The organism is Sulfitobacter sp. JL08 (assembly GCF_003352045.1).
Lineage (GTDB): Bacteria > Pseudomonadota > Alphaproteobacteria > Rhodobacterales > Rhodobacteraceae > JL08.
Genome location: NZ_CP025815.1, coordinates 3612710 through 3629970, shown reverse-complemented (window position 1 = coordinate 3629970; position 17261 = coordinate 3612710). Strand labels below are relative to the sequence as shown.

Here is a 17261-nt window from a genome sequence, read left to right as displayed (position 1 = left end):
AACTTTTGGAGGAACGAATGGGTATCATGGAAGACTACATCGCCCGAGGCGATCTCGCCAAAGAATTGGGCGTGACTGAGCGAACAATTGCTCGGTATGAAGCGTTGCCTGGCTCCCCCCGCAGCGAAGTTCGATGAAGCTATGACCGAGTTCCGCCTGAGCTGCCATTCGGCGCATCGTTCGCCATCAAATGCCGAGCGGACGAAACTAACGGTGCGCCTGCTTGAGATTTTCAAAACGCTCAACTCTGGAGCAGTTAGTACGTTGCCAGGTGTTCACGCAGCTTTTTGGTATTGGTTAACTTAACTCTGCCGTAAGAACGTGCGACTAATCCAGCTTTCTCAAATCGGTCGAGGTGCCCTGCAATCGTAGCGCGCGACAACGTAGTAAAGTGGGATAGTTCAAACTGTGTTGCATCGATTTCCGGTTCGGGTTCGATGGGTCTATCGATGCTCCTAACACCCGCAAGACGCAACAGTAAGGCTGCAATGCGCCTGCTCGGTTCACGGATAGTCAAGTCGTCCATGATACCCATCGCGGTTAGGAGATGTTCTGCCGCCAATGAACCGATCCAACGCCAAGTTTCCGGATTAGCAGACGCTAACTTCTTGATATCAGGTGTTGCAATGTGAATGTACTCACTAGGGCGGGTGGCCTTGACTGATACGACGTTTGGCAATCCCTTAATTAATTCAATTTCTCCCATCCAATCGCCGGATCGAAAGAGATGTAGAAGGTTCGGTCCGCGCTCAAATGGCGCCATTTCAATAGCAAATGCTCCAGAGACGATGCCACGCAACCCGTCCTGCGGATTACCGGCTCGATGGATGTACTCTCCAGTGTTCGCCTTCCGTAACTCTCCGAGCGAGACGAGTTCCCTCCCAAACTCAACCGGTACGCCCGATAGCCAGCCTTCGCAGCTCAACTCAACATAACTGTCTTTCTTCACCAATTCTTCCCCCAAATGACTGCAGCTGACAGTCTTAAGCATTTGCCAATGATATTGCCAATGCAAATGGCGACCAAGCGTTGAAAACCAGCTCTAACTTTTGTGGGGGAAAGAGAAAGTGAAACCTTTGAAAATGAAAATCGCGGCGATTGGCTTGTGCGCATGCCTTGCATCGACCACCGCGATTGCAGCTGACGTGTCGATCACCGAGGACAATGTAAATATCGGCGCAGCGAAGTATTCCCCGTATCTCTACCGCGGGCATCCCACACAAGTTTTCTGGGGCGATACGCATTTACACACGTCTTACTCGACCGATGCAGGCATGATCGGAAATCGCCTTCCTCCTGACACTGCCTTACGGTTCGCCAAAGGTGAGAAAGTTGTATCCTCGTCTGGCGTGGAGGCGCGCCTGATCCAGCCACTTGATTTTCTCGTCGTAGCGGATCACGCGGAGAACCTTGGCTTGGCTGTAATGATTGAGGAGTCGGACGCGGCGCTGCTTCGCGACCGATGGGGTAAGGAAGTACACGATCTCGTCAAGGCCGGGGACAGCTATGGCGCCTATGGCAAATGGGGCGAAGAAGGGGTGGCGACAGGCATCAACCCAATGCCAAACGTTGCGTTGCAAAGGAACATGTGGGAACGGCTCATTGATACCGTCGAACTCCACAATGAACCGGGTGTCTTCACCTCATTGCATGCTTTTGAGTGGACCTCGTCTCCTAACGTAAAGAATCTACACCGCGTGGTTTTGTTCCGGGATGACGACGACCGTGTGAAGCTAGTGTTACCATTCTCCGCGTATGATTCCGAAGATCCAGAGGACTTGTGGAACTACCTTGAAGGTTACGAGGAGAGGACCGGCGGGCAGGTACTCGCCATCCCACATAACGGTAACTTATCTAATGGATTGATGTTTGACGTTGAGACCCGAGCTGGCGAGCCAATCGACGCGGCCTATGCAAAACGGCGGATGCGTTGGGAACCAATCTACGAGGTAACTCAGGGCAAAGGCGATGGAGAAGCGCATCCTTTCCTTTCGCCCGAGGACGAGTTCGCGGAATTCCATAACTGGGACAAAGGCGACTTTGGCTTCGAAGCAAAGACGCCCGAAATGCTGCCAAATGAATACGCCCGCAGTGCGCTGAAGCTCGGCCTGGAGCAGCAGGCAGCGCTTGGCATCAACCCTTTCAAATTCGGCATGATCGGATCGAGCGACTCCCACACTTCACTTGCCGGCACGCGTGAAGAAAACTATTTTGGAAAATTCTCCGGGGTGGAGCCGGGCACTGGAGAATTCCGCTATGACGACGACGTTGTTTCAGATCGACGTCCAGATGGTGACGGAGGCGTTCAGGTCAAACACTGGGAGACGACGGCTGGAGCGCTGGCCGGTGTTTGGGCTCGGGAGAATACCCGAAAAGCGATATGGGACGCGATGGCCCGCAAGGAGGTATATGCTTCTACCGGCACGCGACCAGTGCTCAGGGTCTTCGCCGGATGGAGTTTCACGGAGGACGATGTGTTCAAGCCGGACTTTGCCACCATCGGATATGCAAGCGGTGTGCCCATGGGCGGCGACATGACCGCGGCACCCGAGGGGCGCGCGCCCAAACTGATGGTCCGCGCCTTGCGTGATCCGAATGGTGCCAACCTCGACCGGATCCAGATTGTGAAGGGTTGGCTTGATGCCAACGGAGTGTCTCAGGAACGGATATACGACGTGGCCTGCTCGGACGAACGAGCGATTTCGGACAACAATCGCTGCGACCGCCCTGTAGGAGACACTGTCGATCTGAATACCGCGACCTATACCAACACTATTGGAGAGGCGGCATTGGCAGCCTATTGGGAAGACCCGGATTTCGATCCGTCCAGCAGCGCCTTCTACTATGTGCGCATCCTGGAAATTCCCACGCCAACGTGGCTTGCCTATGACCGTGTCAAGCTTGGCTCAGAGATTCCGGCCGAAGGCGTCTTGAAGCATCAGGAACGCGCCTACACCTCGCCGATCTGGTATACGCCGGAAGGTTGACTCCAGTTTTTTCGATTTGCGACTGGAGATAGAACTTCGTTTAGGCTGTCAAAGCGTGAAAGGCGTCACCAACTGCGAGGCGGCGCCTTTTTTCGGCTGTTTTGGGGCTCGGAACTGACCTGCGCTGGTTTTCATCGGCGACTGTCGTCATTGAAAATTGAAGATTTGGAATTTCCGGTAGCCGGAGATAAAGGGTTGTAGATCGTAAGACAGGCCATGGAGGCTGGACCAACATATGCGTTTCTTGAAGTGGTTATTGGTGATTGCGGCTTTATTTACCATCGGGGCGGTGGTGTTGAGAACAGTATTCCCTCTGCCAGAGAAGAATTTTTCAGCTCCCACGAACAGACTGGAACCGGATTGGGAAGGGCCACTCGGCCGGGTCATTCAAGGCGCCATGGAGCGCAATCCAGGGCTCGATGGCGTTCGCCCACTTTTCGATGGGCGTTTCGCATTCGCGGCACGGGCTGTTCTGGCAGACGCTGCCGTATCCTCAATCGATGTGCAGTACTACATTTGGCAAAAAGACGTGACCGGTCTGATGCTTCTTGACGAACTTCGGGCCGCTGCCGAGCGCGGTGTGCGCGTCAGGCTGCTGATCGACGACAACGGTATTTCGGGGCTCGACCCTCTGTTGGCGGAACTTAACGAGATGCCGACTGCAAGCGTTCGCATTTTTAACCCGTTCACACTCAGGGATCCTAAATTTCTCTCCTTCGTGTATGATTTCAGGCGGTTAAATCGCCGTATGCACAACAAGTCCATGACGTTCGATGGTGTCGCCACCATCGTGGGCGGGCGCAATATTGGGGATATTTATTTCGACTACGGTACTGGGACCCACTATCTCGACCTCGACGCTTTTGCCATCGGACCGATCGTTAAAGAGGTATCGGCGGCCTTTGACGATTATTGGAACAGTAAATCGGCCTATGACGCAGCATTTTTTCTCACACCGACTGACGGAGAGACAATCTTGGACGCGGCGCAGATTGCGCGACAGTCTGCCTCCGGTGCCGGCTATCAGAAGGCGATTGACGAAAACCCGCTCGCAAAAAGGATTGCCGAAAGAAATTTGAAGTTCGAGTGGAGCGACGTCACGCTAATCGTTGATGACCCGGCAAAGGGGCTTGGAAATGCTGATGGCGACGGGATGATGGTTGAACATCTCGTCAGGCTGGCATTGCAGGCTCAAACGTCCCTCGATCTGGTTTCGGCGTATTTCATCCCCGGCGAAAGGGGGCCAGAGATATTGGAGGGTCTGGCCCGATCAGGGGTAAATGTCCGCGTGTTGACAAACTCGCTCGACGCAACCGATGTCATGCCCGTTCACGCAGCCTACATGGGTTATCGCGAAGATCTCCTGAAATCCGGTGTGGAACTGTTGGAGCTTCATGCACTACGCGAAAGGCGTCGCGATCGCAGTCTGCCGGAGATCCTTGCCGGATCGGCCTCGGGATTGCATGCAAAGGTCTTCGCGTTTGACGGAGAGAAAGTCTTTATTGGATCCTACAATCTCGACCCTCGCTCCGCGAGTCTCAACACCGAGATGGGGCTCTTAATCGAAAGCCGCTCCATCGCAGAGGCGCTTGCATCGCAACTCGCAAAACCAGCGTTCGCATATCGGGTCGAGTTATCCAATGATGGTAACCTCATCTGGATTGAAACAGGCGCAGATGGACAGGTGACAACACACGAGGTCGAACCCGAGACTAGCAGAATCCAGAGAGCCGTGGCCTGGCTCATAGCGAGACTCCCGATCGAATGGATGCTTTGATCTTACCCAGAGCGTCCGCCCCCTCTCGTTGCCAAAGGTCGCGGCCAGACAATCGAACGACCGCTTCAAGTCCTTAGCGGAAGCATTCCGTTTTTGACTTTCGCAGACGCCGCGATGAAATGTGCAAACCCATTGGCTGCGACTCAGCAAGAAAAGCGGACGTTCATTCATATTGCCGTGAAATTTAGCAGTTCTATTTCCACAAATGCGGACAAACCCGCCATTCGCCGCACCGTTCATCAATGGCCGCTTCGCCGACAAAAACGTTGCGCTTCAATCGCGAGTATCGCGATCTGTCTGACGTTGCGCCAGAATGGCATCGGCTACCGCTGTTGCCATGGCTACAAACACTCCGAGCCCAACAATCACGTATCCGATGGTGAAAACTTTACCGGCAATGGTGTCAGGTGAAAAATCGCCATACCCAACAGTCGATATCGTCATCACTGAAAAGTAAACGGAGTCCAGCCAGCCCCAATTCTCTACGTAGTGATAGAACACTGAAGCGCCTGAAATGATCGCAAAAGTGAAAGCTAATAATCCGATAGACCGTGGGTCGATGAAAGCAGCCTGAAGCGCTCGACCCAACCGGGCAAGTGAATTCATCGTTCAATTACCTTTCTGATACTTAGAGGCGAGGACCTGAAGTAGTTGATCCAGGGATCATTCCAAATGCTAGGCCCGCAATTGACTTGCGCGCCTAACAGGTGATCACTGGATGTGAGTTCTATGCCTCCGCGGACGATTTTCCATCGCTACTGAGGGCCATAGCCAGTGAAGATACGCCATCAGACAAAAGCTGTACGCCCAGAAGAATTCCGAGCGCCGAAATAGCTGATACCGGCCAATTCATGAATATGATTAAGCCGACCGCCAATGACGCTAAACCCGATACGAGAACTAACCAGAAAAAACGACGGTCTTCCAGCGCGAAGGATAATACAACTTTAGCGATGCCCCCGCCTAGGCACAGAATAGCGATCATCGTGGTTAGTGCCATCATACCCTTAAGTGGGTGTCCAAGTATTGTGACGCCGAGATAAACGGCCAGTGCACCCAGCAAAATTGTCCAAACTTTTGCTCCTGCTCCTTCGACCCGGAAACCTGCAATTACTTGCAACGCGCCAAAAAGTATGAACAGCCACGCGACTATTATTGTAGCTATGCCGCTGGCAAATACGGGGTTCATTAGTGCTACTACCCCGCCTACAATCGACAGTAACGCCATCAATATCCACAAGATTTTGTTGCCCATTTTGGCATCCTCCCATTATATTTCTTCGATGAGGCACAACGCGCGCGGTGATGGCAACTTTTTACGTCCCCGGCTTCATATTAATTCGAAATGTGTGTTGTATCGGTACTGCGAAGAGTGCTGTCAGATCAATTCGAACTGGTCTCCGAATGGACGGTGAAGCTGCCCCTTACGACGCGCTAAGACCGCGCCACTCGGCCAGAGCAACGGCGCGGTTCAGCTTGAAATCGGGTCGGCCTGAAAGGCTGCGTTCCTGATTAATGTGATTGTAGACGGAAGCGTGAACGGCGGCGAATTTCTGCAAACTTCGCATACGCCGGAAGCGAAGCATGGCTCGCTCTCGTCGTCGAAACGGCAGATGCGAATTCTTCACTCGGTTATTCAGCCTGCGACCGGTCTCCTGCTTGTCTGCGACGCCAATCTCTTTGAGCGCAACGCCGTGCGATGCCAGCCCGTCCGTGACAATCACAGCATCACTGCCAGGCAGATAATCTCACGGCTCGTTTTGAAATAGCGAAACGGATCAAGATTGGTCATCCGATGAGGCTACGAAACCACCCTGCCCGTCACAAGCGATTTTGCTCTGACAGTGCCGTTTAACTCAAACGCAACCACAAAAAAACTGCAGAAAATGTGTTGCATCGAAAGGCGACAAGGACGGCCCATTCTACAATACTGGTCCGATTGTGGCGATAGTATTGTTCCAGATGCGCCGGTGATAGGGCCAGCCAAGCACGTGCGTTAGCATCACGGGGTCGCTCTTTTCAATATAGGCTTGCTGACGGTCACAGACCTGCCTGGTGATCTCGACATCCTGCAATAGAACATTGTTTTCGTAGTTGAGATCAAAGCTGCGCAAATCGAGATTTGACGAGCCGACAAGTGTGACAAGACCATCAATGGTCAGGGTTTTGGCGTGAAGGAGGCCGCCCTTGAATTCGTGGATATCGCACCCGGCCGACAAAAGCTTGCGGTAGTAGCTTCGACTCGCAGCGGCAACGATCCAGCTGTCATTCATTTTTGGGAAGATCAGAGTGATGTTCACGCCGCGATGCGCGGCGGCGCAGAGGGCCTCAAGGACTGTGGCGTCGGGTACGAAGTATGGCGTCGACAGCGTAAGTTGGGATTGTGCGGTTGAAATCAGTGTTGCGAACAACTGAGGCGTTGCCGCGCGGCGTTCAGTTGGGCCGTCCCCCATGACCTGTGCAGGGAACCCTTCAGTTGTGGGGACGTGTTCAACATGGAAGCTCTCAAAAGCTTCTCCGGTCGCCTGCATCCAATCGCTTAGAAACAGCAGTTGGTTCTGGGTGACTACAGGGCCTTCGAAACGCAGCATTATATCTACCCATGGCGCGTATTTGGCTTTCACAAGGAATTCCGGATCGGCGGCATTGCGGCTGCCGCAATAGGTGATGCGCCCGTCAATCACCGTGATCTTGCGATGGTTGCGCAGATCAACCCTGCTTGTCAGCACTGTGCGGATTGGATTATCGAGTGGCATGGCCACTGCAAGCTTCACTCCGGCCTCTTCCATCTCGCGCCAAAGTGGCGATTTGAGTAGTGCTCGCGAGCCCAGCCCATCAGCCATCGCGCGACAGATCACACCCCGCTCGGCGGCACGGATTAGCGCCTTGCACACGTCTTTCCCGGTCGTGTCCGTTAACCAGATGTAATACAGAACATGCACATGATCAGTGGCTGCGTCGATGTCCGCGATCAGGTGTTTGTTCGTCTCTGACGCATCAGCCATTAGCGTGGCTTGGTTGCCCGCGACGGCGTGAAATCCGTTGATTGAAGACGCATAACGGAAGCCTGGCTGGTAGACTGGATTGATCAGATTTATGCCATTCTTTTCTCCAAAATGCTGCACGGCTGCTGCCCTGATTTCATCGAAGACCTCTTTGTGACGTTTGTCGGCTCGGTGCCCGAGGTCAATCTCGCCGAACAGGAAATAGACAACACTCCCGACGTAGGGCAGCACGTTCAGCACGATGAACCAGGCCAATCGCGCGGAGGGCGACAGATCATCCCGCAGTAGAATGCGGAGTGTGAAGCTCAGAACGAGAAGGGCATGAAAAAGAAGAAGAAGTGTGGCCATATGTCTGTGACTTTCTCAAAGCCTATCAAGCATAGCAATTGATTAGGCAACATGCCAGACGGCACTGTCAGAGAAAACCGGCTTGAGGCGGGCAGGGCGGTTCCGTAGCCTCGCCGGATGACCATTCTTGATCCATTTCGCTACTTCAAAACGAGCCGTGAGATTATCCGCTTGCCGGTGATGATATACGTCCGGTTCCCGCTTTCACATTCGAAATGTCGAGGATCTGTTGCACGAACGCGGCATCGATGTCAGCCATGAGGCTGTCAGATACTGGTGGCATCGGTTCGGCCCGATGTTTGCCGCGGAAATCCGGATACGGCGCATTGTTAGCATGAAATCGAGCAAGTGGCGCTGGCATCTTGACGAGATGTTCGTGAAGATCAACGGCGAGAGACACTACCTTTGGCGGGCCGTCGATCATGAAGGTGAAGTCTTGGAAAACTTCGTGACGAAGACGCGCGATAAAAAGGCCGCGTTGAAATTCTTAAAGAAAGCAGTGCGCAAGCATGGTTGCCTGGAGGTGTTCGTCACGGATCTGCTGCGGTCCTATGGCGCCGCGCTGAAGGAGATCGGCGCCGCAGACAGGCAGGAAATGGGTCGGTGGATGAACAACCGAGCGGAGAATTCGCACCTGCCGTTTCGACGACGAGAACGGGCGATGCTCCGCTTCCGGCGCATGCGAAGTTTGCAGAAATTCGCCTCCGTCCACGCCTCGGTCTACAATCACTTTAATCAGGAACGCAGCCTTTCAAGCCGACCCAATTTCAAGCTGAACCGCGCCGCTGCTCTTGCCGAGTGGCGCGGTCTCGGCGCGTCATAAGGGACAGGCTCACTGTCCATTCTGAGACTTGTTCGAATTAGTCTGGCAGCACCCACCTTGGTGCTTCATTCAGCGCCAGCGCCGAATAGACGCGGCCTTCAATCCTTATACTTCGTAATTTCGGGCAACTTAAACTCCCCCTTGAACAATGCTTCGCCCGGTCCGTAAAACCGGAAGTAAGGGAACCATCCTTTGCCCTCGACAGTCGGAACATAGTTAGAGGCAGGTACTTCTTCCGGACGCGTTGCTCCGAACACGACTTCAACACTGCCGTCTTTGTTGGCGATCAGGTTTTCAGTCGATGCCACACCATATTTGTCCAGACCATCAAGGAATGTGGCGTCTTCGAAGTCATAAACGAGCACTGACCAAAACTGATCAACCGGCACGTTTGGCGGTACGGTCAGACTGTAAGTTGTCCCGCCATCCAAGCGCTCGCCGTCGGCGTCACGACTGGTAAGCAAATACATCGTAGGAGGATTGGTGAGATTGAATTCTTCGGCTGAAGTGTAAAAGGCAAAGAACGAACTGCCCCGATCATCCAAAGCTAATGCACCAGACGACATAAGCCATTCAAAACCAGTCTCATAAGACGAAGCCGGAGTAAGAACAGTCCAGCCATTTCCCATTTCTTGTTTTCGTGAATAATTGTCGAAATAGGTTTCTTGCAGGAAGATCAACGCCTCGTTTGCTGCATCGTCAAGTATCTTTATCTCGCGATCAGACGGTGTGAAATCTTGTCCTTTTTCTATTCCCAGCCGTCTGAGCATGCCCAACGCAACCGCATCTCGTTCTTCAAGGTTTTCATTCTGGACAAAATTGTTAATCGAGAGGAACAGAGAAGCGTCAAATTGAACGACGCCAGAAATATTAATATCTTGCAAGTCGATGTACTGCGTCTCAACCGGATTTGCAGGGTCGTAGACTTTAAGTTTTCTGGTGAACTCTTCCGCAGCGGCGAGGGATCCCGCTGATGCGTCGGGAATAATCGGGCGCAACAGAGTATAACCGTTCAAAGTGGTTTGCGGCAGAACATAATCCGCGTTGTAGGTGTCACCTTCGTAGTTTTCAGGAACGATCAGGTATCTTGCTCCCGCGCCCTTGTCTCGGCCTTTCGCACCTACATCTGCCAGTGGTCTCTGCCAGATATCCATAAGCGTGCCCCACAAACCCAAGTCGCCTTCGGTTGGTGGCACCTCGATCATGACCGGCCCGTCGCTGATGTTCCAGAAAGCCATTACATAGGGTGTGGTGTTATTTGGCGTGGTAACAGCGGCTTTGTAGTTTTGGATTTTTGAGAAATAGCACACGTCGTTGTAGTTGCATCCGACATCTGCGAACCCGTCGCGCATCGCAAGTGCATTGGTCAGTGGCATCGCCCAAACAGCGGTTTCTATGGCTCGGCGGTGCGTCATCTTTTCCTGCGTCGTCAGACTGGCCGAGAAGTCTTTGGCCTCGACTGAAAATGTTGAAAACGCTGACACAGCAAAAAAGGTGATCAAAGTCGCCCAACTTCGTGGGTGTAGCCGCATGCGCGTCGAACTTAGAGGGCGCTCAGCATTCACCAAAGACGCTTTTGCCAAGCTGTGTTTGGGCAGCTTCGGCTTCCTGGAATCTGTTATTTCACGTTTATTGAAAGCCACGAATATCTCTCTTTCTTACGTCTTGGCCGTTCACTGTTTTTCAGGCGCAATGCCGCGAACCGACTCAATGTAGTCGATATTTTCCTGCACATCGACTGGCAGGTACATCCGAACAATCCCAGTCCATCCTTCCGGAACCGTCAGACTGTTGGGTTGATCCGGACAGTTTAGATAGATTGAATAGGTTTCGCCGTCGTCCTGCATGTTCTCATGACCGATGTAGAAATCATCCTCAACAATCCAGCCTGCGGTGTCGTAAGTCGTCAACGAAAAGAACCCACCGCTTTCCCAATCTAGATTGGGTTTCGGCAAGGTGTAGCGTTGGCATGAAGCGTCTCCCTGGCCCGCAACCGCCGAGAGGTATTGTGCAGTACTAGCAGGTAAGCCACCCCACCCAACCGCAGCGGCGTATATGTAGCTTGTCGGATCGACGTCATCCATCGTTGCGCCAAAAGACTCGTGTTCGATTATTTTAGCTTTGCCCTCGGCAAACTCCTGAACGAGCTTGTTGCGAAACGCTTCAACGTCTTCGCTGTGGAAGCCTTTTGCAGGATATGGCACGGCCGAGTTGGCCTCAATTGTCATAGCACTTTGTGCCGCGAGGGATTCCTCAAGATCGTCGGTGATTTTTGTCCGTGCCAAAAGATACACATGCGTACCGCCAGTGACGTCTTCGGGGGTGATAGTACGACTTTCACCGGCCTTGATCACGAAATGAGACAGATGGTTTTCATCCATCACGTGAATAATTTGAAAGTCATCACGCGGCGGTACTGTCAGCGTAGCACCGGCCGAAATGTCGACAACGGCGAGCGAGTACATGACATCCCGGTTCGAACGGATCACATCCTGCGCGTCCTTGCTGACCGGGCCGTTGTGCGTGAACGTATTGACCGGCCCAGCGTTCTGTTGGTTGTTGAAATACCAATCAGTTTCGGCAACGACGTAGTTTTCCATCGTGACCGGTTCCGCCAATGCCATTGTCGCACCGAGCAGAAAGGTCCCGGACAGAAGCGCTGTTTTCTTCATGTGCTTTTTCTCCTTGTTCGCCTGACAAGAGATAGTCAAAAGTAACTGCACATCTATGCAGATTGTGCCAATCGTCGTCTGGGCGCTATCGAACGGACCAAATCCCCCGCCTTGTGTCGGAGGGCGACTCGCCAAACAGTGCTCGGTAATTAACAGACAATCTGCCCAACTCGCTGAGGCCGCTCAGGCTTCCCGCGTGCGTCACGGACAATTCGCCGTCCGCCAGCAAGACCCTTCTGACATTGTGCAGACGCCGGCGATTCAAGTAACGGATTGGTGTGTCATTTAAGATATCAGCAAAGGCACGATGCAAGGAACGACGCGATGATCCAGACGCTCGGGCGATATCATCGATGTCGATCCGTTCGGCAAAGCTCGATTCGATGAAGTCTCGCGCGCGTGACACGATATAGAGGGCACCATGTCCACTACGGCTCCAACTGTGTTGAACCGGTGCACGTCCTAGGTGGCGGATCAACGCTTGCAATGTCGCCGTTTCAGGAGAATAGCCTTCGCCTTCGAGTTTCTCTGCCGCTCCTCGATGTAGCGCCGAGAACTCCCGCTGCAAGACGACTGTGGATCGCCCTGGAAGGACTTCTTCAGCATGTCCGGTTACGAGCAACACCGGGTCGAGATGGACTTCGGCGCACTCCGCCTCCGCGGCCAGCGTTTCCAGAGACATCGTAAGGCCGACATAGAGCGAGCCCGGAAGGTAATAGGCTTCGTGGTAATCTCCCGGTCGAAATACCCCAACCGTGCCGGTCTGGACCGGTTTCATCCAATGCCGGGATCCAGAGGGCATATGAAGACCGAGCCCAAGAGTGAGCTGGTCTTTCGACAGTATCCCAGAAAGCAGCGTGCGGCCCATAAGCATGCCGGATGTTGTCGTGACCCCTTTGGAACGACGGAAAGCCAGTGATGCATGAAATTGACCTGGGTCGAACTGTTCGGCCAATAGGCCAGCGCCGAGCACGGCATCGGCCAGATCCTCGATCTTCGACGCGGATAACATTTGCCAACTAGCTTTATTCAATGACTGATTTGGCATCTTACCCTCCCGGAAGCATTAAAACCCGAAACCTGCTGGAGAGAAAGCCTACTCGCAGGCATTGGCCCCAAAGAACTGATCAATGACCGCTTTCGGGAAAACGCTTTGCAGTGCCGCAACTTGTTTCGCGATTTGGTGGACGCGCGGCCGCGAGTTTCGCTGCACCAGCATCAGACTGCTTAGTCCGCAACTCGGTCATAGAACCATCGAAATTCGCTGCGGTCGCGACCAATGTCAGCTTTTCTCTTCGAGGCACCGTTGTACGCGTCAACACAGAACGGCACCTTTTATGGCACCACGCAACTAGGATACCGCTGCGTTTCAGGGTGTAACAGTACAGCCCAGCGAGGACGGCAGCCGATCGCTGGTGATTGTTAAAGTGTTGTTATCACTTAGTTTTTACGTCGGACGCCCAGACGTTGACGCAGCCTTGGGCATCACGGTATGTGATTGATATGCATTGCGGCCCACTGTGGGTGTGTCCCGATTTCGGTGACCGACAAGTTGTCAATGCGGTGGCCAAAAGTTTCGTATCCGCCAATGTTAAGGGCACGCTGCACTTGTGTCAGGATCACACCGAAATGCGCCACAACAATCAGGTCGCGGCCTGAATGTGTTTCCAGCAGCCGATCAATGACACGATCCACCCGACTCCGCGCATCGTTCCAGCTTTCGCCGTTCGGGGGGCGCACTTCGCCCGGATTGTCCCAATACGCGCGGGCGCGCTCGGGATCGTTGTTTTCGATGTCTGTGAATGCTTTCAATTCCCAGTCTCCGAAGTTCAGCTCTCGTAGATCCGGATCATGGGGCAGGCGGGTTCGCTTGTTCTGGATGGCATCTGCCGTGGCCGATGCGCGGATCAAATCGGAAGAGATGACAACCCCGTCCGGTGGCAAATGAGCGTCCAGTCTGGCCAGAGCGGCGGTATCTGACAGATCCGCAGGCAGGTCCGACCATCCGACAAAGGTTTTGGCATGGGTCGGGCCGTGGCGCACCATGAACAGGCGTGTCATGGCAGCGACCCTTTCAGCACTTGCGGCAATCCAGCGATGACAAACAGCACCGTGTCCGCGATTTCGGCAATCGATGCGTTCAGATGCCCCTGCGCTTCGCGAAACTGTCGTGCCATGGCATTGGCCGGCACGATGCCCTGTCCGACTTCGTTCGATACGATCACAACCGGCGCAGGGCAGCCTACAAGCGCCTTAAGAAAAAGATGCTGTGCGTCTGCCAGGTTTTCTTCGGCCATCATCTGATTGGACAACCACATTGTTGCACAATCGATCAGGACGGCATCGCGGGTTGACACGGTTGCCAGCGCCGCCGGCAAATCCAGCGGCTCTTCGATCGTGGTCCATCCTGAACCGCGCGCGATCTTGTGTTTTTGTACTTTCGCCTTGATCTCGGCGTCCAGAACGCGGGCCGTCGCAATGTAGATCTTTGAGTCCGACGCCTTTTTGACCAGCGCTTCGGCGTAGGTTGATTTTCCGGCAGCGGCACCGCCCAGCACCAGAGTCAGCTTTGGTAACGAAATGTTCATGTCACAATTGATCCAGATAAGTGTCATCGGCGTACAAAGTTTAAAAGCGCAACACAAGGCGCGTGCATCGCGCCACCATTCATCAGGGGGATGAGACATGGCACTTGATACTGCACGGGATATGTCAATGTCGCGGAAGGCCATGAAGGCCGAACTGCTGGACGCGGAAACAGAACTGCAGCTGGCATACGCATGGCGCGACCAGCGCGACGAAGCCGCGCTGCACCGTCTGATAACGGCCTACATGCGTCTGGCCATTTCCATGGCGTCCAAATTCAAACGCTATGGCGCGCCCATGAACGATCTGATCCAGGAGGCAGGTCTGGGTTTGATGAAGGCCGCGGACAAGTTTGATCCTGACCGGGGTGTGCGGTTTTCGACCTACGCGGTGTGGTGGATCAAGGCCAGCATTCAGGATCACGTGATGCGCAACTGGTCGATGGTGCGCACGGGATCGACCTCAAGCCAGAAATCGCTGTTTTTCAATCTGCGCCGGGTGCAGGCCCGACTTGAACGCGAAGCGGCGGCGGCAGGACAGGAACTGGATCGGCACCAGTTGCGCCAGATGATTTCTACAGAGATCGGTGTGCCCCTGCATGATGTTGAAATGATGGAGGGCCGTCTGTCAGGTTCTGATTTTTCGCTGAATGCGACGCAATCAACCGAAGACGAGGGGCGCGAGTGGATCGACGCGCTTGAAGATGACAGCGCGCAGGCCGCCGAAGTGGTCGAGCACAATCATGACACCGACAAGCTGCGCGAATGGCTGCTGGCTGCAATGAATGCCCTGAATGAACGCGAACGCTTTATCGTGCGCGAGCGTAAATTGCGCGATGATGCGCGGACGCTTGAAAGCCTTGGAAATGAACTGGGCTTGTCCAAAGAACGTGTGCGTCAGCTTGAGGCGGCGGCATTTGCGAAGATGCGCAAAAACCTTGAAAGCCAGTCGCGTGAGGTGCATCAGTTCCTCGCATGAGGATCACAGCCAGAATTTTGATATGCGGCGCGCTCTTTTCGGGCGCGTTTGCCGTTTGGGCGGGCGATTTTTCGGCTGCCGATATCGTTTTTCTAGGCGAAATCCATGATAATCCGGCGCATCATGCCGAACAGGCGCGCCTGATTGAAAATCTGGAACCTGCGGCTGTCGTATTCGAAATGCTGACATCGCAACAGGCCGCTGCCGTGCCTGAATGGCGTGGTGCGGACCAGGATGAACTTGCCAGCGCATTAGGCTGGGAAGATTCGGGCTGGCCCGATTTTTCAATGTACTATCCGATTTTCAAGGCTACCGGCGATGCGTTTGTATTTGGTGCCGGCGTGCCGCGCGATGCGGCGCGCGTAGCAATGGAAACAGGCGTCGCAGACGCATTCGGCGCGCAGGCCGAACAGTTCGGTTTGACCAAACCACTGGCGCAGGCGCAGCAGGCCGAACGCGAGGCTTTGCAAATGGCGGCGCATTGCGATGCGCTTCCCGAAGACATGTTGCCGGCGATGGTCGAAATGCAGCGGTTGCGTGACGCAACCATTGCCAAGGTCGCGCTGGACGCTTTGCGCCAAACCGGAGGTCCGGTCGTTGTGATCACCGGTAACGGCCACGCGCGCAAGGATTGGGGGGCGCCCGCGTTCGTTGCACTTGCCGATCCGGGTGTATCTGTCATCAGCGTCGGTCAGGCTGAAACGGGCCAGACCCCGGATGGCGGATTTGACATGATGCTGACATCCGATCCGGTATCACGCCCGGACCCGTGCGATGCCTTTCGGTAGGGTTGCAATAGCTCTGGCAGAATTGGGATGTGGGTCATATGCTGGCCCAAGCAGAAAAAGGGCCCATCATGCTGGCATCAAAGCGCATATTGCTGATAATCGGCGGCGGAATTGCAGCCTATAAATCACTGGACCTGATCCGGAGATTGAAAGAGCGCGGCGCATCCGTGACACCCGTTCTGACCCGCGCAGGCGCTGAATTCGTGACGCCGCTTTCGGTGTCGGCCCTGGCGGGCGAAGCTGTTCATACCGATCTGTTCGATCTGACAACCGAAGCGGAAATGGGCCATATCCAGTTGTCGCGCAATGCCGATCTGGTGGTTGTGGCCCCGGCCACGGCTGATCTGATGGGCAAGATGGCAGGCGGTCTGGCCAACGATCTGGCATCGACCCTTTTGATGGCAACCGACACGCCCGTTCTGCTGGCCCCGGCCATGAATGTGCGGATGTGGCAGCATGCTGCTACCCAACGCAATATCACCACCTTAAAAAAGGATGGTATCGGGTTTGTCGGTCCTAATGACGGCGACATGGCTTGCGGAGAATTCGGACCGGGCCGAATGGCAGAGCCGCTTGAGATCGTGGCGGCGGTTGAAGCGGCCTTGGGTGACGGTCCGTTAAATGGGCGCCGTATTCTGGTAACTTCCGGCCCCACACATGAACCTATCGATCCGGTGCGCTATATCGCCAACCGCTCGTCCGGAGCGCAGGGCGCTGCAATCGGTCGTGCGCTTGCCGCACTTGGTGCCGAGGTGGTTTTTGTAACCGGCCCCGCTGATGTGCCTCCGCCCGAAGGCGTTCAGGTGATCAGGGTTGAAAGCGCGGCCGACATGCAAGACGCCGTTGATGCAGCTTTGCCTGTTGATGCGGCTGTGTTTGCCGCAGCAGTTGCGGATTGGCGGGTTGCCACCGCCAGTCAAAGCAAGCTGAAGAAATCAAAAGGCGCGTTGCCCGATCTGAAACTGAAGGAAAATCCTGATATTCTGGCGGGTGTTGCGCAGATGAAAAAGGGACGGCCCAAGCTGGTTGTCGGCTTCGCGGCTGAAACGGACGATGTTGCCGCCAACGCGACAGCCAAACGCAAGCGCAAGGGATGTGACTGGATCGTTGCCAATGACGTCAGCCCTGAAACCGGCATTATGGGCGGCGCAGAAAACGCCGTGGTTCTGATCACCGGGGATGGCGCGGAAGACTGGCCCAGAATGACGAAACATGATGTAGCAAAACAGTTGGCGGATCGTATTGCAAAAGCGCTGGGCCCGGCCCTGTGATCATGAAAATGAATGGGGCGAAAAAC

General features: G+C 54.5%; 14 protein-coding genes and 2 pseudogenes. 6 read left to right on the top strand and 10 right to left on the bottom strand.

What is annotated here, in order from left to right; all coding sequences use genetic code 11:
• Positions 1 to 256 precede the first annotated feature (256 nt).
• Positions 257 to 949, bottom strand: a complete 693-nt coding sequence (locus C1J05_RS17840; RefSeq protein WP_205388989.1) for a Crp/Fnr family transcriptional regulator — start codon at positions 947 to 949, stop codon at positions 257 to 259.
• Between the two features lie 118 nt (positions 950 to 1067).
• Between C1J05_RS17840 and C1J05_RS17835 the strand changes: the two genes are divergently transcribed.
• Together C1J05_RS17835 and C1J05_RS17830 are read left to right on the top strand one after the other, a co-directional pair.
• Complete coding sequence (locus tag C1J05_RS17835) at positions 1068 to 2987, top strand: DUF3604 domain-containing protein (RefSeq protein WP_254684641.1); 1920 nt, start codon at positions 1068 to 1070, stop codon at positions 2985 to 2987.
• 235 nt (positions 2988 to 3222) lie between these two features.
• Entirely contained in the window at positions 3223 to 4764 is a 1542-nt protein-coding gene (locus C1J05_RS17830; RefSeq protein WP_114871428.1) for a phospholipase D family protein, read from the top strand.
• Positions 4765 to 5037: 273 nt separating this feature from the next.
• Here the strand turns inward: C1J05_RS17830 and C1J05_RS17825 are convergent, their stop codons facing one another.
• The 4 genes and pseudogenes from C1J05_RS17825 to cls all read right to left on the bottom strand — a co-directional run bounded on the left by C1J05_RS17825 (position 5038) and on the right by cls (position 8117).
• Positions 5038 to 5370 carry a potassium channel family protein gene (locus C1J05_RS17825; protein WP_114871427.1) on the bottom strand — a complete coding sequence of 111 codons (333 nt, stop codon included), beginning with the start codon at positions 5368 to 5370 and terminating at the stop codon, positions 5038 to 5040.
• A 121-nt stretch (positions 5371 to 5491) separates the two neighbouring features.
• A complete protein-coding gene (locus tag C1J05_RS17820) occupies positions 5492 to 6019 on the bottom strand; it encodes an HdeD family acid-resistance protein (RefSeq protein WP_114871426.1) in 528 nt (175 codons plus the stop codon).
• Positions 6020 to 6188: 169 nt separating this feature from the next.
• Positions 6189 to 6500 (bottom strand): annotated as a pseudogene (locus C1J05_RS17815) (DDE-type integrase/transposase/recombinase); the annotation flags it as partial.
• Positions 6501 to 6686: 186 nt separating this feature from the next.
• A complete protein-coding gene (gene cls / locus C1J05_RS17810) occupies positions 6687 to 8117 on the bottom strand; it encodes a cardiolipin synthase (RefSeq protein WP_114871425.1) in 1431 nt (476 codons plus the stop codon).
• A gap of 117 nt (positions 8118 to 8234) precedes the next feature.
• Between cls and C1J05_RS17805 the strand changes: the two are divergent.
• Positions 8235 to 8940 (top strand): annotated as a pseudogene (locus C1J05_RS17805) (IS6 family transposase).
• 98 nt (positions 8941 to 9038) lie between these two features.
• Here the strand turns inward: C1J05_RS17805 and C1J05_RS17800 are convergent.
• From C1J05_RS17800 to cobU, 5 genes are all read right to left on the bottom strand, one after another.
• A complete protein-coding gene (locus tag C1J05_RS17800) occupies positions 9039 to 10583 on the bottom strand; it encodes a DUF1214 domain-containing protein (RefSeq protein ID WP_162798128.1) in 1545 nt (514 codons plus the stop codon).
• Between the two features lie 30 nt (positions 10584 to 10613).
• Complete coding sequence (locus C1J05_RS17795) at positions 10614 to 11612, bottom strand: DUF1254 domain-containing protein (protein ID WP_108839259.1); 999 nt, start codon at positions 11610 to 11612, stop codon at positions 10614 to 10616.
• An 85-nt stretch (positions 11613 to 11697) separates the two neighbouring features.
• The gene (locus tag C1J05_RS17790; protein ID WP_114871423.1) at positions 11698 to 12660 is read right to left on the bottom strand and encodes a helix-turn-helix transcriptional regulator; all 963 of its coding nucleotides are present in this window, start codon (positions 12658 to 12660) and stop codon (positions 11698 to 11700) included.
• A gap of 437 nt (positions 12661 to 13097) precedes the next feature.
• Complete coding sequence (locus C1J05_RS17785) at positions 13098 to 13673, bottom strand: histidine phosphatase family protein (RefSeq protein WP_114871422.1); 576 nt, start codon at positions 13671 to 13673, stop codon at positions 13098 to 13100.
• Positions 13670 to 14200 carry a bifunctional adenosylcobinamide kinase/adenosylcobinamide-phosphate guanylyltransferase gene (gene cobU, locus C1J05_RS17780; protein ID WP_114872426.1) on the bottom strand — a complete coding sequence of 177 codons (531 nt, stop codon included), beginning with the start codon at positions 14198 to 14200 and terminating at the stop codon, positions 13670 to 13672. The genes C1J05_RS17785 and cobU overlap by 4 nt, the downstream gene beginning before the upstream one ends.
• A gap of 97 nt (positions 14201 to 14297) precedes the next feature.
• Between cobU and C1J05_RS17775 the strand changes: the two genes are divergently transcribed.
• The 3 genes from C1J05_RS17775 (at position 14298) to coaBC (ending at position 17235) form a co-directional block, all read left to right on the top strand.
• Positions 14298 to 15176: an RNA polymerase factor sigma-32 gene (locus tag C1J05_RS17775; protein ID WP_114871421.1), complete on the top strand. Its 879-nt coding sequence runs from the start codon at positions 14298 to 14300 to the stop codon at positions 15174 to 15176.
• Positions 15173 to 15964: a ChaN family lipoprotein gene (locus tag C1J05_RS17770; RefSeq protein ID WP_114871420.1), complete on the top strand. Its 792-nt coding sequence runs from the start codon at positions 15173 to 15175 to the stop codon at positions 15962 to 15964. Before C1J05_RS17775 ends, C1J05_RS17770 begins: the two co-directional genes overlap by 4 nt.
• A gap of 68 nt (positions 15965 to 16032) precedes the next feature.
• Complete coding sequence (gene coaBC / locus C1J05_RS17765) at positions 16033 to 17235, top strand: bifunctional phosphopantothenoylcysteine decarboxylase/phosphopantothenate--cysteine ligase CoaBC (protein ID WP_114872425.1); 1203 nt, start codon at positions 16033 to 16035, stop codon at positions 17233 to 17235.
• The last annotated feature ends 26 nt before the right edge of the window (positions 17236 to 17261 follow it).

Bases quoted from the DNA above. Each gene is read 5' to 3' on its own strand.
- C1J05_RS17825 (WP_114871427.1), bottom strand. From the start codon at position 5,370: ATGAATTCACTTGCCCGGTTGGGTCGAGCGCTTCAGGCTGCTTTCATC.
- C1J05_RS17830 (WP_114871428.1), top strand. From the start codon at position 3,223: ATGCGTTTCTTGAAGTGGTTATTGGTGATTGCGGCTTTATTTACCATC.
- coaBC (WP_114872425.1), top strand. From the start codon at position 16,033: ATGCTGGCATCAAAGCGCATATTGCTGATAATCGGCGGCGGAATTGCA.
- C1J05_RS17785 (WP_114871422.1), bottom strand. From the start codon at position 13,673: ATGACACGCCTGTTCATGGTGCGCCACGGCCCGACCCATGCCAAAACC.
- cobU (WP_114872426.1), bottom strand. From the start codon at position 14,200: ATGAACATTTCGTTACCAAAGCTGACTCTGGTGCTGGGCGGTGCCGCT.
- C1J05_RS17775 (WP_114871421.1), top strand. From the start codon at position 14,298: ATGGCACTTGATACTGCACGGGATATGTCAATGTCGCGGAAGGCCATG.
- C1J05_RS17790 (WP_114871423.1), bottom strand. From the start codon at position 12,660: ATGCCAAATCAGTCATTGAATAAAGCTAGTTGGCAAATGTTATCCGCG.
- C1J05_RS17820 (WP_114871426.1), bottom strand. From the start codon at position 6,019: ATGGGCAACAAAATCTTGTGGATATTGATGGCGTTACTGTCGATTGTA.
- cls (WP_114871425.1), bottom strand. From the start codon at position 8,117: ATGGCCACACTTCTTCTTCTTTTTCATGCCCTTCTCGTTCTGAGCTTC.
- C1J05_RS17795 (WP_108839259.1), bottom strand. From the start codon at position 11,612: ATGAAGAAAACAGCGCTTCTGTCCGGGACCTTTCTGCTCGGTGCGACA.
- C1J05_RS17770 (WP_114871420.1), top strand. From the start codon at position 15,173: ATGAGGATCACAGCCAGAATTTTGATATGCGGCGCGCTCTTTTCGGGC.